This window comes from Streptomyces hamibioticus, from assembly GCF_047946815.1.
Lineage (GTDB): Bacteria > Actinomycetota > Actinomycetes > Streptomycetales > Streptomycetaceae > Streptomyces.
Genome location: NZ_JBKKQY010000001.1, coordinates 6,107,844 through 6,129,615 on the forward strand (window position 1 = coordinate 6,107,844; position 21,772 = coordinate 6,129,615).

16 protein-coding genes are annotated in these 21,772 nt (G+C 70.1%); 11 read left to right on the plus strand and 5 right to left on the minus strand.

Annotated elements, in window-relative coordinates:
- Positions 1-4 precede the first annotated feature (4 nt).
- The gene (locus ACLGIH_RS27730; RefSeq protein WP_416528010.1) at positions 5-799 is read right to left on the minus strand and encodes an MIP/aquaporin family protein; all 795 of its coding nucleotides are present in this window, start codon (positions 797-799) and stop codon (positions 5-7) included.
- 349 nt (positions 800-1,148) lie between these two features.
- Positions 1,149-1,913, minus strand: coding sequence for an IclR family transcriptional regulator (locus ACLGIH_RS27735; RefSeq protein ID WP_416528011.1), 765 nt, complete (start codon positions 1,911-1,913; stop codon positions 1,149-1,151).
- A gap of 317 nt (positions 1,914-2,230) precedes the next feature.
- On the opposite strand from ACLGIH_RS27735, the gene metH reads away from it, so the two are divergent.
- The 4 genes from metH (at position 2,231) to ACLGIH_RS27755 (ending at position 10,302) form a co-directional block, all read left to right on the plus strand.
- Entirely contained in the window at positions 2,231-5,743 is a 3,513-nt protein-coding gene (gene metH / locus ACLGIH_RS27740) for a methionine synthase (protein ID WP_416528012.1), read from the plus strand.
- A 139-nt stretch (positions 5,744-5,882) separates the two neighbouring features.
- Positions 5,883-6,584 (plus strand): HAD family hydrolase, encoded by a 702-nt coding sequence (locus ACLGIH_RS27745; RefSeq protein WP_416528013.1) that lies wholly within the window; start codon positions 5,883-5,885, stop codon positions 6,582-6,584.
- Between the two features lie 455 nt (positions 6,585-7,039).
- The gene (locus ACLGIH_RS27750) at positions 7,040-8,641 is read left to right on the plus strand and encodes an ABC transporter substrate-binding protein (protein WP_416528014.1); all 1,602 of its coding nucleotides are present in this window, start codon (positions 7,040-7,042) and stop codon (positions 8,639-8,641) included.
- An 80-nt stretch (positions 8,642-8,721) separates the two neighbouring features.
- Positions 8,722-10,302, plus strand: a complete 1,581-nt coding sequence (locus tag ACLGIH_RS27755; RefSeq protein ID WP_416528015.1) for an ABC transporter substrate-binding protein — start codon at positions 8,722-8,724, stop codon at positions 10,300-10,302.
- 155 nt (positions 10,303-10,457) lie between these two features.
- Here the strand turns inward: ACLGIH_RS27755 and ACLGIH_RS27760 are convergent, their stop codons facing one another.
- Entirely contained in the window at positions 10,458-11,129 is a 672-nt protein-coding gene (locus tag ACLGIH_RS27760) for a response regulator (RefSeq protein WP_416528016.1), read from the minus strand.
- Between the two features lie 14 nt (positions 11,130-11,143).
- Positions 11,144-12,088 (minus strand): RecB family exonuclease, encoded by a 945-nt coding sequence (locus ACLGIH_RS27765; protein WP_416528017.1) that lies wholly within the window; start codon positions 12,086-12,088, stop codon positions 11,144-11,146.
- Between the two features lie 172 nt (positions 12,089-12,260).
- Between ACLGIH_RS27765 and ACLGIH_RS27770 the strand changes: the two genes are divergently transcribed.
- From ACLGIH_RS27770 to ACLGIH_RS27780, 3 genes are all read left to right on the plus strand, one after another.
- Complete coding sequence (locus ACLGIH_RS27770) at positions 12,261-14,345, plus strand: site-2 protease family protein (protein ID WP_416528018.1); 2,085 nt, start codon at positions 12,261-12,263, stop codon at positions 14,343-14,345.
- A 47-nt stretch (positions 14,346-14,392) separates the two neighbouring features.
- Positions 14,393-15,295 (plus strand): tRNA (adenine-N1)-methyltransferase, encoded by a 903-nt coding sequence (locus ACLGIH_RS27775; protein ID WP_416528019.1) that lies wholly within the window; start codon positions 14,393-14,395, stop codon positions 15,293-15,295.
- A gap of 204 nt (positions 15,296-15,499) precedes the next feature.
- Positions 15,500-16,078, plus strand: coding sequence for a hypothetical protein (locus tag ACLGIH_RS27780; RefSeq protein ID WP_416528020.1), 579 nt, complete (start codon positions 15,500-15,502; stop codon positions 16,076-16,078).
- Positions 16,079-16,173: 95 nt separating this feature from the next.
- Here ACLGIH_RS27780 and ACLGIH_RS27785 read toward each other — a convergent pair whose 3' ends face one another.
- Entirely contained in the window at positions 16,174-16,479 is a 306-nt protein-coding gene (locus tag ACLGIH_RS27785) for a ferredoxin (RefSeq protein WP_416528021.1), read from the minus strand.
- 245 nt (positions 16,480-16,724) lie between these two features.
- Here ACLGIH_RS27785 and arc point away from each other — a divergent pair, with 245 nt between their 5' ends.
- The 4 genes from arc to prcB all read left to right on the plus strand — a co-directional run bounded on the left by arc (position 16,725) and on the right by prcB (position 21,765).
- On the plus strand, positions 16,725-18,491 hold the full coding sequence (gene arc / locus ACLGIH_RS27790; protein ID WP_416528022.1) for a proteasome ATPase: 1,767 nt from the start codon (positions 16,725-16,727) through the stop codon (positions 18,489-18,491).
- 234 nt (positions 18,492-18,725) lie between these two features.
- A complete protein-coding gene (gene dop / locus ACLGIH_RS27795) occupies positions 18,726-20,237 on the plus strand; it encodes a depupylase/deamidase Dop (protein ID WP_416528023.1) in 1,512 nt (503 codons plus the stop codon).
- A gap of 167 nt (positions 20,238-20,404) precedes the next feature.
- Positions 20,405-20,623 (plus strand): ubiquitin-like protein Pup, encoded by a 219-nt coding sequence (locus tag ACLGIH_RS27800; RefSeq protein ID WP_416528024.1) that lies wholly within the window; start codon positions 20,405-20,407, stop codon positions 20,621-20,623.
- Positions 20,624-20,919: 296 nt separating this feature from the next.
- Positions 20,920-21,765, plus strand: coding sequence for a proteasome subunit beta (gene prcB / locus ACLGIH_RS27805; RefSeq protein WP_416528025.1), 846 nt, complete (start codon positions 20,920-20,922; stop codon positions 21,763-21,765).
- Positions 21,766-21,772 lie beyond the last annotated feature (7 nt).

The following is a 21,772-nucleotide window of genomic DNA, read 5'->3' on the forward strand; positions in this document are numbered from 1 at the left end:
CCGGTCAGGCGAAGGCGACGTTGTAGACACCTGCGGCGATCGCGCCGCCGATCAGCGGACCGACGATCGGGACCCAGGCGTAGCTCCAGTCGGAGCCGCCCTTGTTGGGCAGGGGCAGCAGGGCGTGCACGATGCGGGGGCCGAGGTCACGGGCCGGGTTGATGGCGTAGCCGGTCGGTCCGCCGAGGGACAGACCGATCGAGACGACCACGAGGGCGGTGATCAGTCCGCCGAGGACACCCAGGCCGTTGCCCTCGTCGTTCAGGCCCTGCGTGAGCACGGCGATCAGCAGCACGAAGGTGCCGATGATCTCCGTGGCGAGGTTCTGCACCGTGTTCCGGATCTCGGGACCGGTGGAGAAGACGCCCAGGACCGGGCCGGCGCCCTTCTCCTGCGCTTCGACGGCCTTCGCCGCCGTGTCCTGCGCGCCCGGGCCGCCGACGATCTCCCGGTCGGTGAGGTGGCTCTGGAACTGGCCGTAGTACGCGAGCCAGACCAGCACCGCGCCGATCATGGCGCCGAGCAGCTCGCCGGCGAAGTACGTCGGAACGTTGCTCCAGTCGCCGTCCTTGATGGCGATGCCGACCGTGACGGCGGGGTTGAGGTGGGCGCCGGAGAGCGGACCGGCGACGTACACCGCCGTCATGACGGCGAAACCCCACCCGAGGGCGATGGCGAGCCAGCCGGCGTTGCGGGCCTTGGAGGCCTTGAGCGTGACGGCGGCGACGACTCCGCCGCCGAGCAGGATGAGTATGGCGGTACCGATGGTCTCGCCGATGAAGATGTCGGAGCTGGACACCCGCGACTCCTTTGTCCTTCGTCCAGGGAGCCGACCCCCGGGTCCCACCGGGGGTCGGCGCCCTCTGGGGTGAGAGCGATGCCGGCCCTTGGCGTTGTCACACCCTAGCGCGTATTGCCGGTAGGTGTTCGACAATGCCGACCGATGGACGGGAGTCTTTCCTCGTGGTCAGGCGTGCGTCAAGAGCCCTGTTGTCGAAAACGCGATCGTTACTGATCGCTTCCACGCGCCGATCTTGGATGCATGTGGGCTCTTTCACCCTGTTCCATGCGACTTGTGGGTATCGGGACACGCCGAAAACCGGAACGCCGTGCCGCGTCCCGGTGCTCACCGCTGTCGTGTCCGCGCCTCAGAAACGCCCGGCGCCCAGATCCCGCGACACCGCGCGGGCGCAGTCCCGTACCGCCGCCACCAGCTCCGGGCGCAGTTCCCCGTCCCGGCACACCCGCTCCACGGCGCCGGTGATGCCGACCGCGCCGACCGGCATCCGCCGTCGGTCGTGGATGGGTGCGGCGATGGAGGCGACGCCCTCCCAGGTCTCCTCGACGTCCGCCGCGTACCCACGCGCGCGCGTGATGTCCAGGATGTGCTCGAAGGCGTCCGGCTCGCAGACGGTCCGGTCGGTGAACGCCTTGCGGTCGGCCTCCAGCGCCTCGCTGTGCGCGACCGGGTCGTACGCCGACAGCACCTTGCCCAGGGCCGTGGAGTGCAGGGGCTGCATCGCCCCGATCTCCAGCACCTGCCGGCTGTCGTCGGGCCGGAAGACGTGGTGCACGATCAGCACGCCCTGCTGGTGCAGCACCCCCAGATGGACGCTCTCGCCGCTGGAACGGGCCAGGTCGTCCGCCCACACCAGGGCGCGGGCCCGCAGCTCGTGCACGTCCAGGTACGTCGTGCCCAGCCGCAGCAGCTCGGCGCCCAGCTGGTAGCGCCCGGAAGCGTCGTCCTGCTCGACGAAGCCCTCCTGCTGGAGGGTGCGCAGAATGCCGTGCGCGGTGCCCTTGGCGAGGCCCAGCGAGGAGGCGATGTCCGACAGGCCGAGCCGCCGCTCGCCGCCCGCGAGCAGGCGCAGCATCGCTGCCGCCCGTTCGAGCGACTGGATGTTCCGTGCCATCGCCGTACTGCCTCCGTCCCCTTCGACCGTCGACCCGCGACGCCGCTGCCGCCGTTCGGCAATGTCGAACACTACCGGTCCATGCCGACCTCCCGCTAATGCCCGGTGGGCAACTCTTAGCACTCGTCGCCCGTCGCGCGCCCTCCCCGGATGCCGTACGCCGTGCGCGACACCCCCGTCCCGGACCGTGGACGCCCTGACCATCGACCTGCGGTCCCGGCTACCCTGGCGGCGTGCGTCCTGCCCGGGGCGTTGCCCGCAGTGGACTCCGGGAAGCCGCAAAGCCGACAGCCGTCGCATCCATAGGGAGCCCCTTCATGGCCTCGTCGCCGTCCACCTCGTCCGCCGACACCCGGACCCGTGTCACCGCCCTCCGTGAGGCGCTCGCCACCCGTGTGGTGGTCGCCGACGGGGCGATGGGCACGATGCTCCAGGCCCAGAACCCCTCGCTGGACGACTTCCAGCAGCTGGAGGGGTGCAACGAGGTGCTGAACCTGACGCGGCCCGACATCGTCCGCTCCGTGCACCAGGAGTACTTCGCCGCCGGCGTGGACTGCGTGGAGACCAACACCTTCGGCGCGAACCACTCCGCCCTGGGCGAGTACGACATCGCCGACCGTGTCCACGAACTGTCCGAGGCCGGTGCCCGGGTGGCCCGCGAGGTCGCCGACGAGTTCGCCGCCGAGGACGGGCGACAGCGCTGGGTGCTGGGCTCCATGGGCCCCGGCACCAAGCTCCCCACCCTCGGCCACGCCCCGTACGGCGTACTGCGCGACGCCTACCAGCGGAACGCCGAGGGCCTGGTCGCCGGCGGCGCCGACGCGCTGCTGGTGGAGACCACGCAGGACCTGCTCCAGACCAAGGCCGCCGTGCTCGGAGCCCGCCGCGGTCTGGAGGCGCTCGGCGTCGACATGCCGGTGATCGTGTCGGTGACGGTGGAGACGACCGGCACGATGCTGCTGGGCTCGGAGATCGGCGCGGCGCTGACCGCGCTGGAGCCGCTCGGCATCGACATGATCGGCCTGAACTGCGCGACCGGCCCGGCGGAGATGAGCGAGCACCTGCGCTACCTCGCCCGGCACTCCCGCGTCCCGCTGTCCTGCATGCCGAACGCCGGCCTGCCGGTGCTGGGCAAGGACGGTGCCCACTATCCGCTGACGGCGCCGGAGCTGGCGGATGCCCAGGAGACGTTCGTGCGGGAGTACGGGCTGTCGCTGGTGGGCGGCTGCTGCGGTACGACGCCGGAGCACCTGCGGCAGGTGGTGGAGCGGGTGCGGGATCTGGCTCCGGCGGAGCGTGACCCGCGGCCCGAGCCGGGCGCCGCCTCCCTCTACCAGTCGGTGCCGTTCCGGCAGGACACGTCGTACCTGGCGATCGGTGAGCGGACGAACGCGAACGGGTCGAAGAAGTTCCGGACCGCCATGCTGGAGGGCCGCTGGGACGACTGTGTGGAGATGGCCCGCGAGCAGATCCGTGAGGGCGCGCACATGCTGGATCTGTGCGTGGACTATGTCGGCCGGGACGGCGTCGCCGACATGGCGGAGCTGGCCGGCCGTTTCGCGACCGCCTCGACGCTGCCGATCGTGCTGGACTCCACCGAGGTCGACGTGATCCGGGCCGGGCTGGAGAAGCTCGGCGGCCGCGCGGTGATCAACTCGGTGAACTACGAGGACGGCGCCGGACCGGAGTCGCGGTTCGCGCAGGTCACACAGCTCGCCAAGGAGCACGGGGCGGCGCTGATCGCGTTGACGATCGACGAGGAGGGCCAGGCCCGCACGGCCGAGAAGAAGGTCGAGATCGCCGAGCGCCTGATCGCGGACCTGACCGGGAACTGGGGCATCCACGAGGAGGACATCCTCGTGGACTGCCTGACGTTCACGATCTGCACCGGCCAGGAGGAGTCCCGCGGGGACGGCATCGCCACCATCGAGGGCATCCGGGAGCTGAAGCGGCGCCACCCGAAGGTGCAGACCACGCTCGGCCTGTCGAACATCTCCTTCGGCCTGAACCCGGCCGCCCGCATCCTGCTGAACTCCGTGTTCCTGGACGAGTGCGTGAAGGCCGGGCTGGATTCGGCGATCGTGCACGCCAGCAAGATCCTGCCGATCGCCCGGTTCGACGAGGAGCAGGTCAGCACCGCCCTCGACCTGATCTACGACCGCCGCCGCGAGGGTTATGACCCCCTGCAGAAGCTGATGGCGCTGTTCGAGGGCGCGACGGCGAAGTCCCTGAGGGCCTCCAAGGCCGAGGAGCTGGCGGCGCTGCCGTTGGAGGAGCGGCTCAAGCGGCGGATCATCGACGGTGAGCGCAACGGTCTGGAGGCCGACCTCGACGAGGCGCTCCGGGAGCGTCCGGCGCTGCAGATCGTCAACGAGATCCTGCTGGACGGCATGAAGGTCGTCGGTGAGCTGTTCGGGTCGGGGCAGATGCAGTTGCCGTTCGTGCTGCAGTCCGCGGAGGTGATGAAGACGGCCGTGGCTCATCTCGAGCCGCACATGGAGAAGACCGACGAGGCGGGCAAGGGCACGATCGTGCTGGCCACGGTGCGCGGGGACGTGCACGACATCGGCAAGAACCTGGTCGACATCATCTTGTCGAACAACGGCTACAACGTCGTCAACCTGGGGATCAAGCAGCCGGTGTCGGCGATCCTGGAGGCGGCCGAGGAGCACAAGGCGGACGTGATCGGCATGTCCGGGCTGCTGGTGAAGTCCACGGTGATCATGAAGGAGAACCTGGAGGAACTCAACCAGCGCGGCCTGGCCGCCGACTACCCCGTCATCCTCGGCGGCGCCGCGCTGACCCGGGCCTACGTCGAGCAGGACCTCCACGAGATCTACCAGGGCGAAGTCCGCTACGCCCGGGACGCGTTCGAGGGCCTGCGGCTGATGGACGCGCTGATCGGCATCAAGCGGGGCGTGCCCGGCGCCCGGCTGCCCGAGCTGAAGCAGCGCCGCGTCAAGGCGGCCACCGTGCAGGTGGAGGAACGCCCGGAGGAGGGCAGCGTCCGCTCCGACGTCGCCACCGACAATCCCGTTCCCACCCCGCCGTTCTGGGGCACCCGGGTGATCAAGGGCATCCAGCTCAAGGAGTACGCCTCCTGGCTGGACGAGGGCGCCCTGTTCAAGGGCCAGTGGGGACTGAAGCAGACCCGCACCGGCGACGGGCCGTCCTACGAGGAACTCGTCGAGACCGAGGGCCGGCCCCGGCTGCGCGGCCTGCTGGACCGGCTCCAGACGGAGAACCTGCTGGAGGCGGCCGTGGTCTACGGCTACTTCCCGTGCGTCTCCAAGGACGACGACCTGATCCTGCTGGACGAACAGGGCAACGAGCGCACCCGCTTCACCTTCCCCCGCCAGCGCCGCGGCCGGCGCCTGTGCCTCGCGGACTTCTTCCGCCCGGAGGAGTCCGGGGAGACCGACGTCGTCGGCCTCCAGGTCGTCACCGTCGGCTCCCGCATCGGCGAGGAGACCGCCAAGCTCTTCGAGTCCAACGCCTACCGCGACTACCTCGAACTGCACGGACTGTCCGTCCAGCTCGCCGAGGCCCTCGCCGAGTACTGGCACGCGCGCGTGCGCGCCGAGCTGGGCTTCGCCGGTGAGGACCCGCAGGAGATGCAGGGCATGTTCGAGCTGAAGTACCGCGGCGCCCGCTTCTCCCTCGGCTACGGCGCCTGCCCCGACCTGGAGGACCGCGCCAAGATCGCCGAGCTGCTCCAGCCCGGGAGGATCGGCGTCGAGCTGTCCGAGGAGTTCCAGCTGCACCCCGAGCAGTCCACGGACGCCATCGTCATCCACCACCCGGAGGCCAAGTACTTCAACGCCCGCTGAGCCGCGTCCGCCGTGCGTGCCGAGAGGCACACCGGTTGAACCAGGCGCTTCGCCCGCGCGCGACGTACACTGGTCGATCCACTGCAGGCCGGTTCCCCGTGTGGGAACCGGCCTGATCGTCCCTCAAGGAGGTAGGTGGATGACCAGTACGGTCCCCGCGCTCGGAACCCGTACGGCCGAAGGCTCAGCCCTGCAGGCCGTGCTCCTCGACATGGACGGCACCCTCGTCGACACCGAGGGCTTCTGGTGGGACGTCGAGGTCGAGGTCTTCGCCTCCCTGGGGTACACCCTCGACGAGTCCTGGCGCCATGTCGTGGTCGGCGGCCCCATGAGCCGCAGCGCGGGCTTCCTGATCGAGGCCACCGGCGCCGACATCTCGTTGGCCGAACTGTCCGTGCTGCTCAACGACGGCTTCGAGGAGCGCATCGGCCGCGCTCTGCCCCTCATGCCCGGCGCCGTCCGGCTGCTGGCGGAGCTGTACGAGCACGAGATCCCCACCGCCCTGGTCTCCGCCTCGCACCGCCGCATCATCGACCGCGTGCTGACCAGGCTCGGCGCCCACCACTTCGCCCTCACGGTCGGCGGCGACGAGGTGCCGCGCACCAAGCCGCACCCCGACCCCTACCTGGCCGCCGCCTCCGGTCTCGGCGTGGACCCCGCCCGGTGCGCCGTCGTCGAGGACACCGCGACCGGTGTCGCCGCCGCCGAGGCCGCCGGCTGCCACGTCGTGGCGGTGCCCTCCGTCGCCCCCATCGCCCCGGCCGCCCGGCGTACCGTCGTGACCTCACTGGAAGAGGTCGACCTGACATTTCTGCGCGGACTGATGTCGCGGCTGAACTAAGCGTTCACACAGCGTGCACCCGCGATAGCACGTGAATTCGGGGAACGCTTGTGCGTCGCTCTCCGGGGGGTGACCGGACAGGCCGTCCGGAGAAATTCAGGCCATTCGGGCGGCCGAATTCCGGCCCTGCCGACCCTGTCCGGACCTGTGACGTTCGCCACGCCGTCGAGGGTCGACAGGGCTGTGTACGTGTGCTGCGGGCCGTGCGGTACGGCCGGCCGGCGCGCCCATGTGTCCCGATTGATGGAACCCTGCACGAATCCTTCCGCTGTCGGGTTTTCGGACTGTCCACGCCCGGTTTCGCAGCGTGATGAGGGCTCAACTCCGGTTGCCGCGAACCCCGCTGCAGGCGCGGACTAATCTCGTCGCGAGAACATCGCCCTCATCCCCGTGATCCGCCGCACCACCCATGCATGCCGGATGCACGGACCCGACAGCTGTGGAGTAACTCGAGCATGAACCGCAAGACTCTGGTGCTGCCGGCCGTAGTCGGCCTGCTCGGGCCGGCGCTCGCCGCCTGCGGCGGGGCCGACAGCGGCAGCGGTGGTGGCGCGATCGTCGTCGGCACCACGGACCGGTTCACCGCCTCGAAGGACACTCCTGCGCCCTTCGACCCGGCCTACGCCTACGACGTCGGGCCCTGGAACGTCCTGCGCCAGACCGTGCAGACCCTGATGATCCAGCCCCGCGGCGACGGGCAGCCGGTGCCGGAGGCCGCCGAGAAGTGCGGCTTCACCGACACCGGCAACGAGCGGTACGCGTGCACCCTGCGCGACGGCCTGACGTTCGCCGACGGAGACCCCGTCACGGCGGCCGACGTGAAGTTCTCCATCGAGCGCGCGCTGTCCATCAAGGCGGACAGCGGTGTGTTCGCACTGCTGTCCACCATCGACACCGTCGAGACGCAGGGCGACCGCGAGGTCATCTTCCACCTCAAGACCGCCGACGCCACCTTCCCGTTCAAGCTGTCCACCCCCGTCGCCGGCATCGTCAACCCCGACGACTACGACAAGGGCAAGCTGCGCGAGGGCTTCGAGGTGTCCGGCTCCGGCCCGTACACCCTGAAGGCGCAGACCGAGGACGGGAGCCTGACCAAGGCCGTGTTCACCAAGAACCCCGAGTACAAGGGGAGCCTGACGGTGAACAACGACAAGGTCGAGATGGTCTCCTTCGACGACGCCGAGGCCATGGGCGCCGCCGTCGAGAAGGGCGACATCGACGTGATGACCCGCAGCATGACGCCGGAGCAGGTCACCCGGCTCGCCAAGACCTCGGGCGGCGACGTCGACCTGGTCGAGATGCCCGGCCTGGGGATCCGTTACCTCGCCTTCAACACCAAGGCGGCCACCGTGCGGGACAAGGCCGTCCGCCAGGCCATGGCCCAGGTGATCAACCGCAGCGAACTCGTCTCCGAGGTCTACGGCACCCAGGCCGAGCCCCTGTACTCGCTGGTCCCGGCCACCATCACCGGGCACTCCAACTCGTTCTTCAACAAGTACGGCGACCCGAGCGTGGCCGAGGCCGAGTCCCTGCTGGAGGACGCCCACATCAGCACGCCGGTCAAGCTGACGCTGCACTACACCACCGACCACTACGGCGCCGCGACCGAGCAGGAGTTCGAGGTGCTGCAGAAGCAGCTCAACGCCAGCGGTCTGTTCGACGTCGACATCAAGGGCACGCCCTGGGACAAGTTCCGCCCGGCCGAGTTGAAGGGCGAGTACGACGTCTACGGCATGGGCTGGTTCCCGGACTTCCCGGACGCCGACAACTTCCTCGCGCCCTTCCTCGACAAGGACAACTTCCTCAACTCGCCGTACACCAACAGCGACGTCATCAACAAGTTGATCCCGGAGTCCCGCCGCGAGGCCGACCGGCTCTCCGCCGCCGAAAGCCTCACGCAGATCCAGGACATCGTTGCCGAGGACGTTCCGGTGATCCCGCTGTGGCAGGGCAAGCAGTACGTGGCCGCGCGGGACGACATCACGGGCACGGCCTACGCGCTCAACTCGTCCTCGACGCTCCAGCTGTGGGAACTCGGCCGCGGCGTGAGCGGCTGACGTCCCGCACTCCCTCGGGGCCGCCGGCACGGCGGTCCCGCTCCTCAAGCTCCAGGCACTGACGACAAGGCACGAAGCACGTGAACATACGCAACCAGTGGCCGGCCCTGCCCCTCGTGGCGGTCCTGGCCTCCGGCCTGCTGACCGGCTGCGGCTCGGAGGGCTCCGGAAACGCGAGCGACAGCTCCACCGTGGTGGTCGGAATGTCCGACGACGTCCTGGCCACCGACCCCGCCTCGGGCTACGACCCCGGGTCCTGGCTGTTGTTCAACAACGTCTTCCAGTCGCTGCTGAGCTTCCCCAAGGGAGCCACCGAGCCGCAGCCGGAAGCCGCCGAGCAGTGCGAGTTCACCGACTCCCAGGCCCGGGTGTACGAATGCACGCTGCGGGACGGTCTGAAGTTCAGCAACGGCTCCTCGCTCACCTCGGAGGACGTAAAGTTCTCCTTCGACCGCATGCTGAAGATCGACGACGACGCCGGCCCCGCGGTCATGTTCAGCACTCTGGAGAAGGTCGAGACGCCCGACGAGAAGACCGTCGTCTTCCGGCTGAACGCGCCCGACGCCACCTTCCCCAGCAAGATCGCGTCCGGTGCCGGGTCCATCGTCGACCACCGGGAGTACGACGCGGACGGGCTGCGCAAGGACGGCGGGGCGGTCGGCTCCGGCCCCTACAAGCTCGACTCCTTCGGCCAGGACGAGGCCGTCTTCTCCGTCAACGAGCACTACAAGGGCACCGCCGAGGTGAAGAACGGCGGCGTCACGCTCCGCTTCTTCCACGGCGACCGCACCGGCCTGAAGAAGGCCGTCCTCGGCGGTGACGTCGACATCGCCTACCGCGGCCTCACCGCGGACGACATCGACGACATCCAGAAGTCCACCGACGGCACCGGCGTCGAGGTCGTCGAGGGCAGCAGCGCCGAGGTCCAGCACCTCGTCTTCAACATGGACGACCCGGTCGCCGGAAAGCTCGGCGTCCGCAAGGCCATCGCCCACCTCGTGGACCGCGACGCCCTCATCCAGGACGTCTACCGGGGCACGGCGACCCCGCTGTACTCCATCGTCCCGGCCGGTATCGCCGGCCACAACACGGCCTTCTTCGACACCTACGGTGCCCGGCCCTCCAAGTCCAAGGCCGCCGCCGCGCTGCGCGAGGAGGGCATCACCGGCAAGGTGAAGCTGACCCTCTGGTCCACTCCGTCCCGCTACGGCCCCGCCACCGACGAGGAGTTGACGGCGATCGCCGAGCAGCTCAACGCCAGCGGGCTGTTCGACGCCGAGATGAAGTCCGTACCCTTCGAGCAGTACGAGAAGGACATCGAGGCGGGCAAGTACGGCGTGTACGTCAAGGGCTGGGTGCCCGACTACCCGGACGCCGACAACTTCACGGGCCCGTTCTTCGGCGAGGGCAACGTGCTCGGCAACAACTACGCCAACGACACGATCACCGGCTCGCTCATCCCGAGCACCGCGGCCCAGAGCGACCGCTCCGCGACCGACGAGGAGTTCGGCCGGCTCCAGGACATCGTCGCCGAGGACCTGCCCATCCTGCCGGTCTGGCAGGCCAAGCAGTACGCCGTGGTCGGCGACGGCGTCTACGGTGTGGAGGCCTGCCTGGACGCCTCGACCGTCTTCCGCTTCTGGGAGCTCAGGAAGGGCTGACCCGGACCCGACGCAGAAGGCTCCCCCAGCGCCGGGGGGAGCCGACACAAGAAGGGCGGCCCCCACGAAACGGGGGGGCCGCCCTTCTTCCGCCTGCGCGGGTGCGGCCCGTCTTGCGCGGTGCGCGGCCTGCGGCGCGGTCTACTGCTGCCGGCCTACTGCGCTCCGGGACGCACCAGCCCGCTCTCGTACGCGTACACCGCCGCCTGCACCCGGTCGCGCAGCCCCAGCTTGGTCAGGACGTGCCCGACATGCGTCTTCACCGTGGTCTCGCTGACGAACAGATCGGCGGCGATCTCCGCATTGGACAGGCCCCGCGCCACCAGTTTCAGCACCTCCACCTCACGGTCGGTCAGCGTGTGCAGGGTGTCCGGCACGGGCTCCTCGCCGGACGGCAGATGCGTGGCGTACTTGTCGAGTAGCCGCCTGGTGATGCTCGGCGCGAGCATCGCCTCCCCGGCCGCCACCACCCGGATGGCCTGCACCAGCTCGCCCGCCGGGGCGTCCTTCAGCAGGAAGCCGCTGGCCCCGGCCTTCAGCGCCTCCACCACGTACTCGTCGAGGTCGAACGTGGTCAGCACCAGCACCTTCGCCGGGCCGTCGCGATCGGGTCCGGTGATCTGCCGGGTCGCCTCCACGCCGTCCATCCGCGGCATGCGGATGTCCATCAGAACCACATCGGGCTGCAGCGCCCGCACCTGGTCCAGGGCCTGGAGGCCGTCGCCGGCCTCGCCGACGACCGCGATGTCCTGCTCCGCCTCCAGGATCATCCGGAAGCCCGTACGCAGCAGCGGTTGGTCGTCGACCAGTAGGACGCGGATGGCCACGTAAGTCTCCTTCGCTAGTCCGGCCCCATTCTGCCCTGCGGGACGGCGCCGGACTCAGGCACCCTCAGCGGCAGCGGATACGGCGGGGGAGTGCCCCCGAACTCCGGACAGTGGGCCTGGTGGTCGCACCAGCCGCACAGCTTGGTCGGACGCGGCCGCCAGTCACCCGTCTCGGTCGCCTGCCGAATGGCGTCCCACAGCGCCAGCAGCTTGCGCTCCACCCGTTCGAGATCGGCCGTCACCGGGTCGTACGTGACCACGTCACCGCTGCCGAGATAGACCAGCTGGAGCCGCCGGGGGACCACCTGCTTCAGCCGCCACACCACCAGCGCGTAGAACTTCATCTGGAACAACGCGCCCTCGGCGTACTCCGGCCGGGGTGCCTTGCCCGTCTTGTAGTCGACGATCCGGACCTCGCCCGTCGGTGCCACGTCGACCCGGTCGATGATGCCGCGCAGCCGCAGCCCCGACTCCAACTCGGCCTCGACGAACAGCTCCCGCTCGGCTGGCTCCAGCCGGCTCGGGTCCTCCAGCGTGAACCAGCGCTCCACCAGCCGCTCCGCCTCGGCCAGCCAGCGTGCCAGCCGCTCCCCTTCCGGGTCCTCGGCGAACAGCTCGGCGACCTCCGGCCGGGACTCGCGCAGCCGGTCCCACTGCCCCGGGATCAGCGCCTTCGCCCGCGGCGCCGTGCGCTGCGCCGCCGGGGCGTCGAAGAGGCGTTCCAGCACCGCGTGCACCAGCGTGCCCCGGGTCGCCGCCTCGCTGGGCTTCTCCGGCAGCCGGTCGATCACCCGGAACCGGTACAGCAGCGGACACTGCATGAAGTCGGAGGCGCGCGACGGCGAGAGCGACGCCGGCGGTATGGCGGTGACCGGGTCGGGCACGGTGGCCGGCTCCGCCGCGCACGCCGCTTCCCCGTCCACCGCCGTCGTCGCGACACCCTCGAAGCTCGTCTCCATGACGACAGACCTTACGGCCCGCCACTGACAGCGACCCAGCCGCGGGCGTGACCCCTGTGCTGGAGGGGAACCACAGGGGTGCCGGGACGGAATGGGCGGCGACGGCCGCATACCATCGAGTCGAGACCCTTCCGGCCGGCAGGCGGAAGACGCATCGAACGAGGGGACAGGCGTGGACGTGAGCGGCGGGAGCGGGCAGCCGCGGTCCGGCAGCGACGAGTCGGCCGAGCACCACGCGGGGCCGGCGGCCCCGGCCGCCGACCCCGCACGCCCCGACCCGGCCCCCGACGACCACACCACCGCCCCTGCCCACCCCGCCCCGGACGACGAGGACCGTCCACCACGCACCCCCCGCCTCGACGAACGGGAATCGGCCTCCGGCGCCGACAACCGCGACGGGGAAACCCCGGCCCGGCCCGGCGACACCGACGCGGCGACCCGGTCCCGGCCCGGCGACGCCGACGGGACGGGCACGGGCCGGCACGGAGACCCCGGCGAGACGGGCACGGCTCCGCAGGGCGGCCCGGCCGAGGAGGGCACAGGCCCGCACGGCGGCGCCACTGAAAACGGCGTGGGCCCGCGCGGCGACACCGGCGAAGCGGGCGCGGGCGGGCCCGGGAACCTCGGTGAGGCGGGCGCACGTCCGCACGGCGCCACCGGCGAGGCGGGTTCGGACCCGGACGGCGGCAACCGTGGCGCGGGCGCTGACCCGCGCGTCGCCGCCGCGGACTCCGCAGACCCCCGGCACGGCTCCGACGCAGACCCCGGGACCCGGCCTGAGCCCACCCCCATCGGCGGTCACACGCCCGGCCGGCAGCAGACCCATCCCGGCGACAGCCCCCGGCCCGACCCGTACGGCGGCACTGCGCCCGCCCCCGGCGAGGGCACCCGGCCCGGCCCCTACGACGGCAGCGCCCCCGGCTCCTCCGGCGGCACTGCGCCCGCCCCCGGCGACGGCGCCGCCCCCAACCCCTACGACAAAGCCGCCCCCGGCCCCTACGACGGCACCCCGCCCGGCCCCTACGACGGCACCCCGTCCGGCCCCGTCGGACGAGCCCGGGCCGAGGTCGGGGCCGCGCCCGGGCGTCCGCCGCAGCGACCCCCGGAGCCCGGAGGCGGCCTGCTCATGGGGCGGCTGTTCGGCGTGCCGGTGTACGTGGCACCGAGCTGGTTCCTCGTCGCCGCCCTGATCACCTGGGTGTTCGGCGGTCAGCTCGACCGGATCCTGCCCGAGCTGGGTGCCGCCCGCTACCTGGTCTCCCTCTTCTTCGCCGTCGCCTTCTACGCCTCCGTCCTGGTTCACGAGCTGGCCCACACCGTCGCCGCACTCCGCTTCAAACTGCCCGTGCGCCGCATCCAGCTCCAGTTCTTCGGTGGCGTCTCCGAGATCGAGAAGGAGGCCGAGACCCCCGGCCGCGAGTTCGTCCTGGCCTTCGTCGGCCCGCTGCTCTCCCTCGCCCTGGCCGGCGTCTTCTACCTCGCCCTGCAACCCATCGAACCCGCCACCGTCCCCGGCGTCCTGCTGGCCGGCCTGATGATCTCCAACCTCATCGTCGCCGCCTTCAACCTCCTGCCCGGCCTGCCCCTCGACGGCGGCCGGATGCTCCGCGCCGTGGTCTGGAAGCTCACCGGCAAGCCCATGACCGGCACCGTCGCCGCCGCCTGGGTCGGCCGCGCCCTCGCCGTCTCCGTCCTCATCGGGCTGCCCCTGTTCACCCAGTCCGGGGCGCTCGGCGCCGACGCCGTCGACAACGTCGGCATGGACACCGTCATGGACGCCCTGCTCGCCGCGATCCTCGCCGCGATCATCTGGACCGGCGCCGGAAACAGCCTGCGCATGGCCCGCCTGCGCGAGCACCTCCCGGAACTGCGCGCCCGCCACCTCACCCGCCGCGCCGTCCCCGTCTCCGCCGACACCCCGCTCTCGGAGGCCCTGCGCCGCGCCAACGCCGGCGGAGCCCGTGCCCTGGTCGTCGTCGACGGCGAGGGCACCCCGGTCTCCCTCGTCCGCGAGGCCGCCATCGTCGGCGTACCCGAGCACCGCCGCCCCTGGGTCGCGGTCAGCGGCCTCGCCCAGGACCTCACCGACGGCATGCGCGTCTCGGCGGAGCTGTCTGGGGAGGAACTGCTGGACGCCCTGCGGGCCACCCCGGCCACGGAGTACCTGGTGGTCGAGGACACCGGCGAGATCTACGGCGTCCTGTCCGCCGCAGACGTCGAGCGGGCCTTCGTCAAGGCCATGGCCCGCCCCTCCTGACGGCCCGCGTGGTCGGCGGCCCCGCCGCGGACCGGTAGGCTGGTCACATGTCCGAACCGACCGGTGCCGCCCGCAGGCGCGGGCCCTTCAAGGTCGGGGACCAGGTACAGCTGACCGACCCCAAGGGCCGCCACTACACGTTCACGCTCGAGGCCGGGAAGAACTTCCACACCCACAAGGGTTCCTTCCCGCACGACGAACTGATCGGCGCTCCCGAGGGCAGCGTTGTCCGCACCACCGGGAACGTCGCGTATCTCGCGTTGCGCCCCCTGCTCCCCGACTACGTCCTGTCCATGCCCCGCGGGGCGGCCGTCGTCTATCCGAAGGACGCGGGGCAGATCCTCGCCTTCGCCGACATCTTCCCGGGCGCGCGCGTCGTCGAGGCGGGCGTCGGCTCCGGCTCGCTCAGCAGCTTCCTGCTGCGCGCCATCGGCGACCAGGGCATGCTGCACTCCTACGAGCGCCGCGCCGACTTCGCCGAGATCGCCCAGGCCAACGTCGAGCGCTACTTCGGCGGCCCGCACCCCGCCTGGCAGCTCACCGTCGGCGATCTCCAGGACAACCTGTCCGACACCGACGTCGACCGCGTCATCCTCGACATGCTCGCCCCCTGGGAGTGCCTGGAGGCCGTCTCCAAGGCACTCGTCCCCGGCGGCATCCTCTGCTGCTACGTCGCCACCACCACCCAGCTCGCCCGGACCGTCGAGTCCATCCGCGAGATCGGCTGCTTCAACGAGCCGACCTCCTGGGAGACGATGATCCGCAACTGGCATGTCGAAGGCCTGGCCGTCCGCCCGGACCACCGGATGATCGGCCACACCGGCTTCCTCCTCACCGCCCGCCGCCTTGCCGACGGGGTCGAGCCGCCCATGCGCCGCCGCCGCCCCGCCAAGGGCGCCTACGGCGAGGACTACACGGGCCCCAACGCCGGCGGAGGCGCCGGCCGCTAGGCGGCCCGTACCCCTGCAACGCGCACACGCCGTGGTGGAGTTCCCGGCCCTGTCCGGGAACTCCACCACGGCGTCTTGTCGTTGACCCGGCCTGCCGTCGACCGAAGCCGCACCGGGTACCCACCCCGCCGTTCCCTCGCACTGTGACGTGTGGCACGATGCTGGCCACCCCCACCGGCACAGCCCTCACAGGAGACACTCCTCGTGCAGCACCCCGCCGTTCCGGACCTCGCGCACACGCACACCCGCCCGATCCACTGGGCCGCCACCGCCACCGCCGTCGCGGCCGTCATGGCCCTGTCCTCCGTCCTGCAGCCCGACGCCGCCACGGCCGCCCAGGCGGCCGGCCCCGAGACGAAGACCGCCCCGGCGCGCATCGCGCCGCCCGACCCGGAGGGCGTCGACTTCGGCCTGGAATGCGGCCCGGTGGAAGCGGTCGTGGTGCAGCGGGCCTCCGGTGACCTGGACGGCGACGGGCGGCGGGAGACGGTCGCCGTGGTGCACTGCGACGCCCCCATGGGCACCCCGCCCGACGGCGTCTACGTCCTCACCCGGGGTGCCGCTGGCGGCGGGCCCCGCGTGGTGGCCACCCTGGTCGACCCCGCGGACCGCCGGACCGTCACCGACGTCGCGGTGCGCGACGGCGCCGTCCTCGCCACGCTCCTCGGCTACTCCTCGGCCGATGTGCCCAGTTGCTGCCCCGACCTCAAGGACGACGCGAAATGGCAGTGGAAGAACGGCGCGTTCGTCCGCTCCACGCCCTCCCGGGCCCACGCCGTATGACGAACTCCGGGCGGGCCACCGCCGCGAGAGCGTGCGAGCAGGCTGTGAGTCATCAGACAGCGGTCACGCAGCGTAGGTAATTGGACGGAATTCGGTCACTCTGCGTCCGGGCCGTACACTTCGACCCTGTCCGAAACTCGACGCACGTGGATGCACTCGCCCGGACACTCCTTGGCGGAGTCGACCACGTCCGTGAGAAGCGGCAACGGCACGGGCGTTGTCGCCCCCTTGTCCTGCAGAAGCTCCTCGCTCGCGCCCTTGACGTACGCCAGACCGTCGATGTCCAGCTCGAACACCTCGGGCGCGTACTGCGCGCAGATACCGTCGCCGGTACACAGGTCCTGGTCGATCCAGACCTCAAGGGCCTCGCCGTCGACTCCGGCCTCCTGCTGCACGGTCACCTCTCCTGCCGTCCGATGCGCCGAGCCGCTCGGGAATCCGGCCAGCTCTGACGGGTGTTGAACACTTCGACCCTACCTCTGCCTGGGTTCCAATCACGTCCGGTGGGTATTCCCCTGGCGTGAGGGAGAGCGCAAGGGTGAAGATCGGACACACCCCGACCGTCTTTGTGATCTAGGGGTTTCAATCGACACCCGCCCAGGTAGGGTCTGGAAGCGTCCAGCTCCCCTTGGAGGAGGTGAGGACCGTGGCAGCCCACGACGACGACATGAACCGCGGCATCCGCCCGGGACGCGGGTCCGACGACCCGACCGGGCAGATCGCCTACCTTGAGCAGGAGATCGCCGTCCTGCGACGCAAGCTCGCCGACTCTCCGCGGCACACGAGAATTCTCGAAGAGCGGATCGTCGAGCTGCAGACCAATCTGGCCGGCGTGTCCGCACAGAACGAACGACTCGCCAACACGCTCCGTGAGGCCAGAGACCAGATCGTGGCCCTCAAGGAGGAAGTCGACCGGCTCGCACAGCCACCGGCCGGCTTCGGTGTCTTCCTGGAGGCGAACGAAGACGGTACGGCCGACATCTTCACCGGCGGCCGTAAGCTCCGGGTCAACGTCAGCCCGAGCGTCGAGCTCGACGAGCTCCGGCGCGGCCAGGAAGTGATGCTCAACGAAGCGCTCAACGTGGTCGACGCCATGGAGTTCGAGCGCGTCGGCGACATCGTCACCCTCAAGGAGATCCTCGAGGACGGCGAGCGCGCCCTGGTGCTCGGGCACACCGACGAAGAGCGGGTGGTCCGGCTCGCCGAGCCACTGCTGGACGTCACCATCCGCGCCGGCGACGCGCTCCTGCTCGAGCCCCGCTCCGGCTACGTCTACGAGGTCATCCCGAAGAGCGAGGTCGAGGAACTCGTCCTCGAAGAGGTCCCCGACATCGGCTACGAGCAGATCGGCGGCCTCGGCAACCAGATCGAGATGATCCGCGACGCGGTCGAGCTGCCCTATCTCTACCCGGACCTGTTCAAGGAGCACGAGCTGCGTCCGCCCAAGGGCGTCCTGCTCTACGGACCTCCCGGATGCGGCAAGACCCTGATCGCCAAGGCCGTCGCCAACTCGCTGGCCAAGAAGGTCGCCGAGGTGACCGGCCAGGCCGCCGGCAAGAGCTTCTTCCTCAACATCAAGGGCCCCGAGCTGCTCAACAAGTACGTGGGCGAGACCGAGCGGCAGATCCGCCTGGTCTTCCAGCGGGCCCGGGAGAAGGCCAGCGAGGGCACCCCCGTCATCGTCTTCTTCGACGAGATGGAGTCCCTCTTCCGCACCCGCGGCTCCGGCGTCAGCTCGGACGTGGAGAACACCATCGTCCCGCAGCTGCTCGCCGAGATCGACGGCGTGGAAGGTCTGCAGAACGTGGTCGTGATCGGTGCCTCCAACCGTGAGGACATGATCGACCCCGCCATCCTGCGGCCCGGCCGGCTCGATGTGAAGATCAAGATCGAGCGTCCGGACGCCGAGGCGGCCAAGGACATCTTCGGCAAGTACCTCACTGAGCGCCTCCCGCTGCACGTGGAGGACCTCAAGGAGCACGGCGGCGACAAGGGCTCCACCGTCCAGGCGATGATCCAGACGGCGGTGGAACAGATGTACGCCGAATCGGAGGAGAACCGCTTCCTCGAGGTGACCTACGCCAACGGCGACAAGGAAGTCCTCTACTTCAAGGACTTCAACTCCGGCGCCATGATCGAGAACATCGTGGGCCGCGCCAAGAAAATGGCGATCAAGGACTTCCTCGAAAAGAATCAGAAGGGCCTTCGCGTCTCCCACCTGCTCCAGGCATGTGTGGACGAGTTCAAGGAGAACGAGGACCTGCCCAACACCACCAACCCGGACGACTGGGCCCGCATCTCCGGCAAGAAGGGCGAGCGGATCGTGTACATCCGTACGCTCGTCACCGGAAAGCAGGGCGCGGACACCGGACGCTCCATCGACACGGTGGCGAACACCGGTCAGTACCTGTAAAACGCGGGCGGCTGCGGGTGCCCCTCGGCGGGTACCCGCAGCCGACGCTTTTCGGGGCCACGGTTGGAGCAAGGCAATGACGCAAATGATCTCCCCACCAGCGCAAAGGCGTTCTAGGCTCTTTCGTACCGCCGAGTCGCGCAGTGCGGGGACGGGCACCGCACACGCAACCGAGCACCAGCGGTATCTGAGCGGCGTCCACGACCGAGGCCGCCGCCGGGCAAGGAGGGCCGCATGACCGTACGGCGAGTAATGGGCATCGAGACGGAGTACGGGATCTCCGTCCCCGGCCACCCCAACGCCAATGCCATGCTCACCTCGTCCCAGATCGTCAACGCCTACGCGGCGGCGATGCACCGGGCCCGCCGGGCCCGCTGGGACTTCGAGGAGGAGAATCCGCTGCGGGACGCGCGAGGCTTCGACCTCGCCCGCGAGGCCGCCGACTCCAGCCAGCTCACCGACGAGGACATCGGCCTGGCCAACGTCATCCTCACCAACGGGGCCCGGCTCTACGTCGACCACGCGCACCCCGAGTACAGCGCGCCCGAGGTCACCAACCCCCGGGACGCCGTCCTCTGGGACAAGGCCGGCGAGCGGATCATGGCCGAGGCGGCCGAACGGGCCGCCCAGCTTCCCGGGGCGCAGCCGATCCACCTCTACAAGAACAACACCGACAACAAGGGCGCCTCCTACGGCACGCACGAGAACTACCTGATGAAGCGGGAGACCCCCTTCTCGGACATCGTGCGCCATCTGACCCCGTTCTTCGTCTCCCGCCAGGTCTTCGCCGGCGCGGGCCGCGTCGGCATCGGCCAGGACGGCCACGAGCACGGCTTCCAGCTCAGTCAGCGCGCCGACTACTTCGAGGTCGAGGTGGGCCTCGAGACGACGCTGAAGCGCCCGATCATCAACACCCGCGACGAGCCGCACTCCGACGCCGAGAAGTACCGCCGGCTGCACGTGATCATCGGCGACGCGAACCTGTCCGAGATCTCGACGTATCTCAAGCTGGGCACGACGTCCCTGGTGCTGTCGATGATCGAGGACGGCTTCATCGCGGTCGACCTGGCCGTCGACCAGCCCGTACGCACCTTGCACCAGGTCTCGCACGACCCGTCCCTGAAGCGTCTGGTCACCCTGCGCAGTGGTCGCACGCTCACCGCGGTCCAGCTCCAGATGGAGTACTTCGAGCTGTCCCGCAAGTATGTGGAGGAGCGGTTCGGCGCGGACGCCGACGACCAGACGAAGGACATCCTGGCCAGGTGGGAGGACACCCTCAACCGTCTGGAGAACGACCCGATGAGCCTGGCCGGCGAGCTGGACTGGGTCGCCAAACGGGAGCTGATGGAGGGCTACCGGCGCCGGGACGACGTCGACTGGGACGCGCCCAGGCTGCACCTGGTCGACCTCCAGTACGCCGACGTACGCCCCGAGAAGGGCCTGTACAACCGCCTGGCGGCCCGCGGGCGCATGAAGCGGCTGCTGGACGAGGCCGAGGTCGAGCGGGCCCGCACGAAGCCGCCTGAGGACACCCGCGCGTACTTCCGCGGGCGGTGCCTGGAGCAGTACGCGGACGACGTGGCGGCGGCCTCCTGGGACTCGGTGATCTTCGACCTGCCGGGCCGGGACTCGCTCCAGCGGGTGCCGACGCTGGAACCGCTTCGCGGAACGCGTAATCACGTGAAGGAGCTGCTGGACCGCTGCCGCACGGCGGAAGACCTGGTCAGGGTCCTTTCCGGCGGCTGAGGGTACTCGAGCGGAGTCGGCCGGGCAGGGTGGAAAGTCCCGGGCCCGGGAATCATCGAGGTGGTCCCCGTACGTTGGAGCAACTGCGGGGCCATTGTCAGACCCGGCTTGTAGGGTCTGATCTTGACCGAGCAACTGTGTCGGGCGAACCGAGCGGGGTGAGGGTTATGGCGACCAAGGACACCGGCGGCGGGCAGCAGAAGGCCACGCGTTCCACCGAGGAGGTCGAGGAGCAGACGCAGGAAGCGCAGGCTTCCGAGGACCTCAAGGAGCGCCAGGAGAAGCTGAGCGACGACGTGGACTCCGTGCTGGACGAGATCGACGACGTTCTCGAGGAGAACGCCGAGGACTTCGTGCGGTCCTTCGTGCAAAAGGGCGGCGAGTAGGCCGCTGCTGCCTTCACTTCGAAGGTCGACAGGGCGGGTGTGAGGCGAACCGACGGTAGATGAGGCGTCGCGCGCGGTGCGGTGATTCCGCGCCGCGCGCGGTGTCCCCCGGGCCGTCGGACACGGCCTGCCGGGGCCCCTCCGGCCCTCGTTCTGCGGTTTCCGCAGAGTATGTGGATCACCGCCGAAGGGCGGGTAGGGTCCGTGGCGTACGTGCTCCAGCCGCAGCGCTGGGGCGGTTTCGAAGATCGGCCCGGCGGCGTACGGCGGGCTGCCGCTTATGTGGAAGGAATCGTGTGGAAGCCAACACTCGTGGCACCGGGCGTCTACCAGCTGCCTTCCTGACGCCTGGATCCTCTTCGTTCATGGACTTCCTCGGGGAGCACCAGCCGGAACTGCTCCCGGGCAACCGGCAGCTGCCGCCGGTGCAGGGCGTGGTCGAGGCGCCGCACGGCACGACGATCGTGGCCGTGACGTTCCCCGGCGGCGTCGTGCTGGCCGGCGACCGGCGGGCCACCATGGGCAACGTCATCGCGCAGCGGGACATCGAAAAGGTGTTCCCGGCCGACGAGTACTCGGCGGTGGGCATCGCCGGTACGGCGGGTCTGGCCGTGGAGATGGTGAAGCTGTTCCAGCTGGAGCTGGAGCACTTCGAGAAGGTCGAGGGCGCCCAGTTGTCGCTGGAGGGCAAGGCGAACCGGCTGTCGACGATGATCCGGTCGAACCTGGGCATGGCGATGCAGGGTCTGGCCGTGGTGCCGTTGTTCGCCGGGTATGACGTGGACCGCGGCAGGGGCCGGATCTTCTCCTACGACGTGACGGGCGGCCGGTCGGAGGAACAGGGCTTCGCGGCGACGGGTTCCGGCTCGATCTTCGCGCGCGGTGCCATGAAGAAGCTCTTCCGGGAGGACCTGAGCGAGGAGCAGGCCACCACACTGGTGGTACAGGCTCTGTACGACGCGGCAGACGACGACTCGGCGACCGGTGGTCCCGATGTCGCCCGCCGGATCTACCCGATCGTCACCGTGATCACCGAGGACGGCTTCCGCCGGCTGACCGAGGACGAGTCCTCCGAGATCGCCCGGTCGGTGCTGGAGCGGCGGCTGGAGCAGCCCGACGGTCCGCGCGCGGCGCTGCTGTAGCCGGCGC

What these genes read in the sequence shown, in the direction of transcription:
- ACLGIH_RS27800 (WP_416528024.1), top strand. Translation starts at nt 20,405, where the DNA reads ATGGCGACCAAGGACACCGGCGGCGGGCAGCAGAAGGCCACGCGTTCC.
- ACLGIH_RS27775 (WP_416528019.1), top strand. Translation starts at nt 14,393, where the DNA reads ATGTCCGAACCGACCGGTGCCGCCCGCAGGCGCGGGCCCTTCAAGGTC.
- metH (WP_416528012.1), top strand. Translation starts at nt 2,231, where the DNA reads ATGGCCTCGTCGCCGTCCACCTCGTCCGCCGACACCCGGACCCGTGTC.
- ACLGIH_RS27765 (WP_416528017.1), bottom strand. Translation starts at nt 12,088, where the DNA reads ATGGAGACGAGCTTCGAGGGTGTCGCGACGACGGCGGTGGACGGGGAA.
- ACLGIH_RS27735 (WP_416528011.1), bottom strand. Translation starts at nt 1,913, where the DNA reads ATGGCACGGAACATCCAGTCGCTCGAACGGGCGGCAGCGATGCTGCGC.
- ACLGIH_RS27750 (WP_416528014.1), top strand. Translation starts at nt 7,040, where the DNA reads ATGAACCGCAAGACTCTGGTGCTGCCGGCCGTAGTCGGCCTGCTCGGG.
- ACLGIH_RS27745 (WP_416528013.1), top strand. Translation starts at nt 5,883, where the DNA reads ATGACCAGTACGGTCCCCGCGCTCGGAACCCGTACGGCCGAAGGCTCA.
- dop (WP_416528023.1), top strand. Translation starts at nt 18,726, where the DNA reads ATGACCGTACGGCGAGTAATGGGCATCGAGACGGAGTACGGGATCTCC.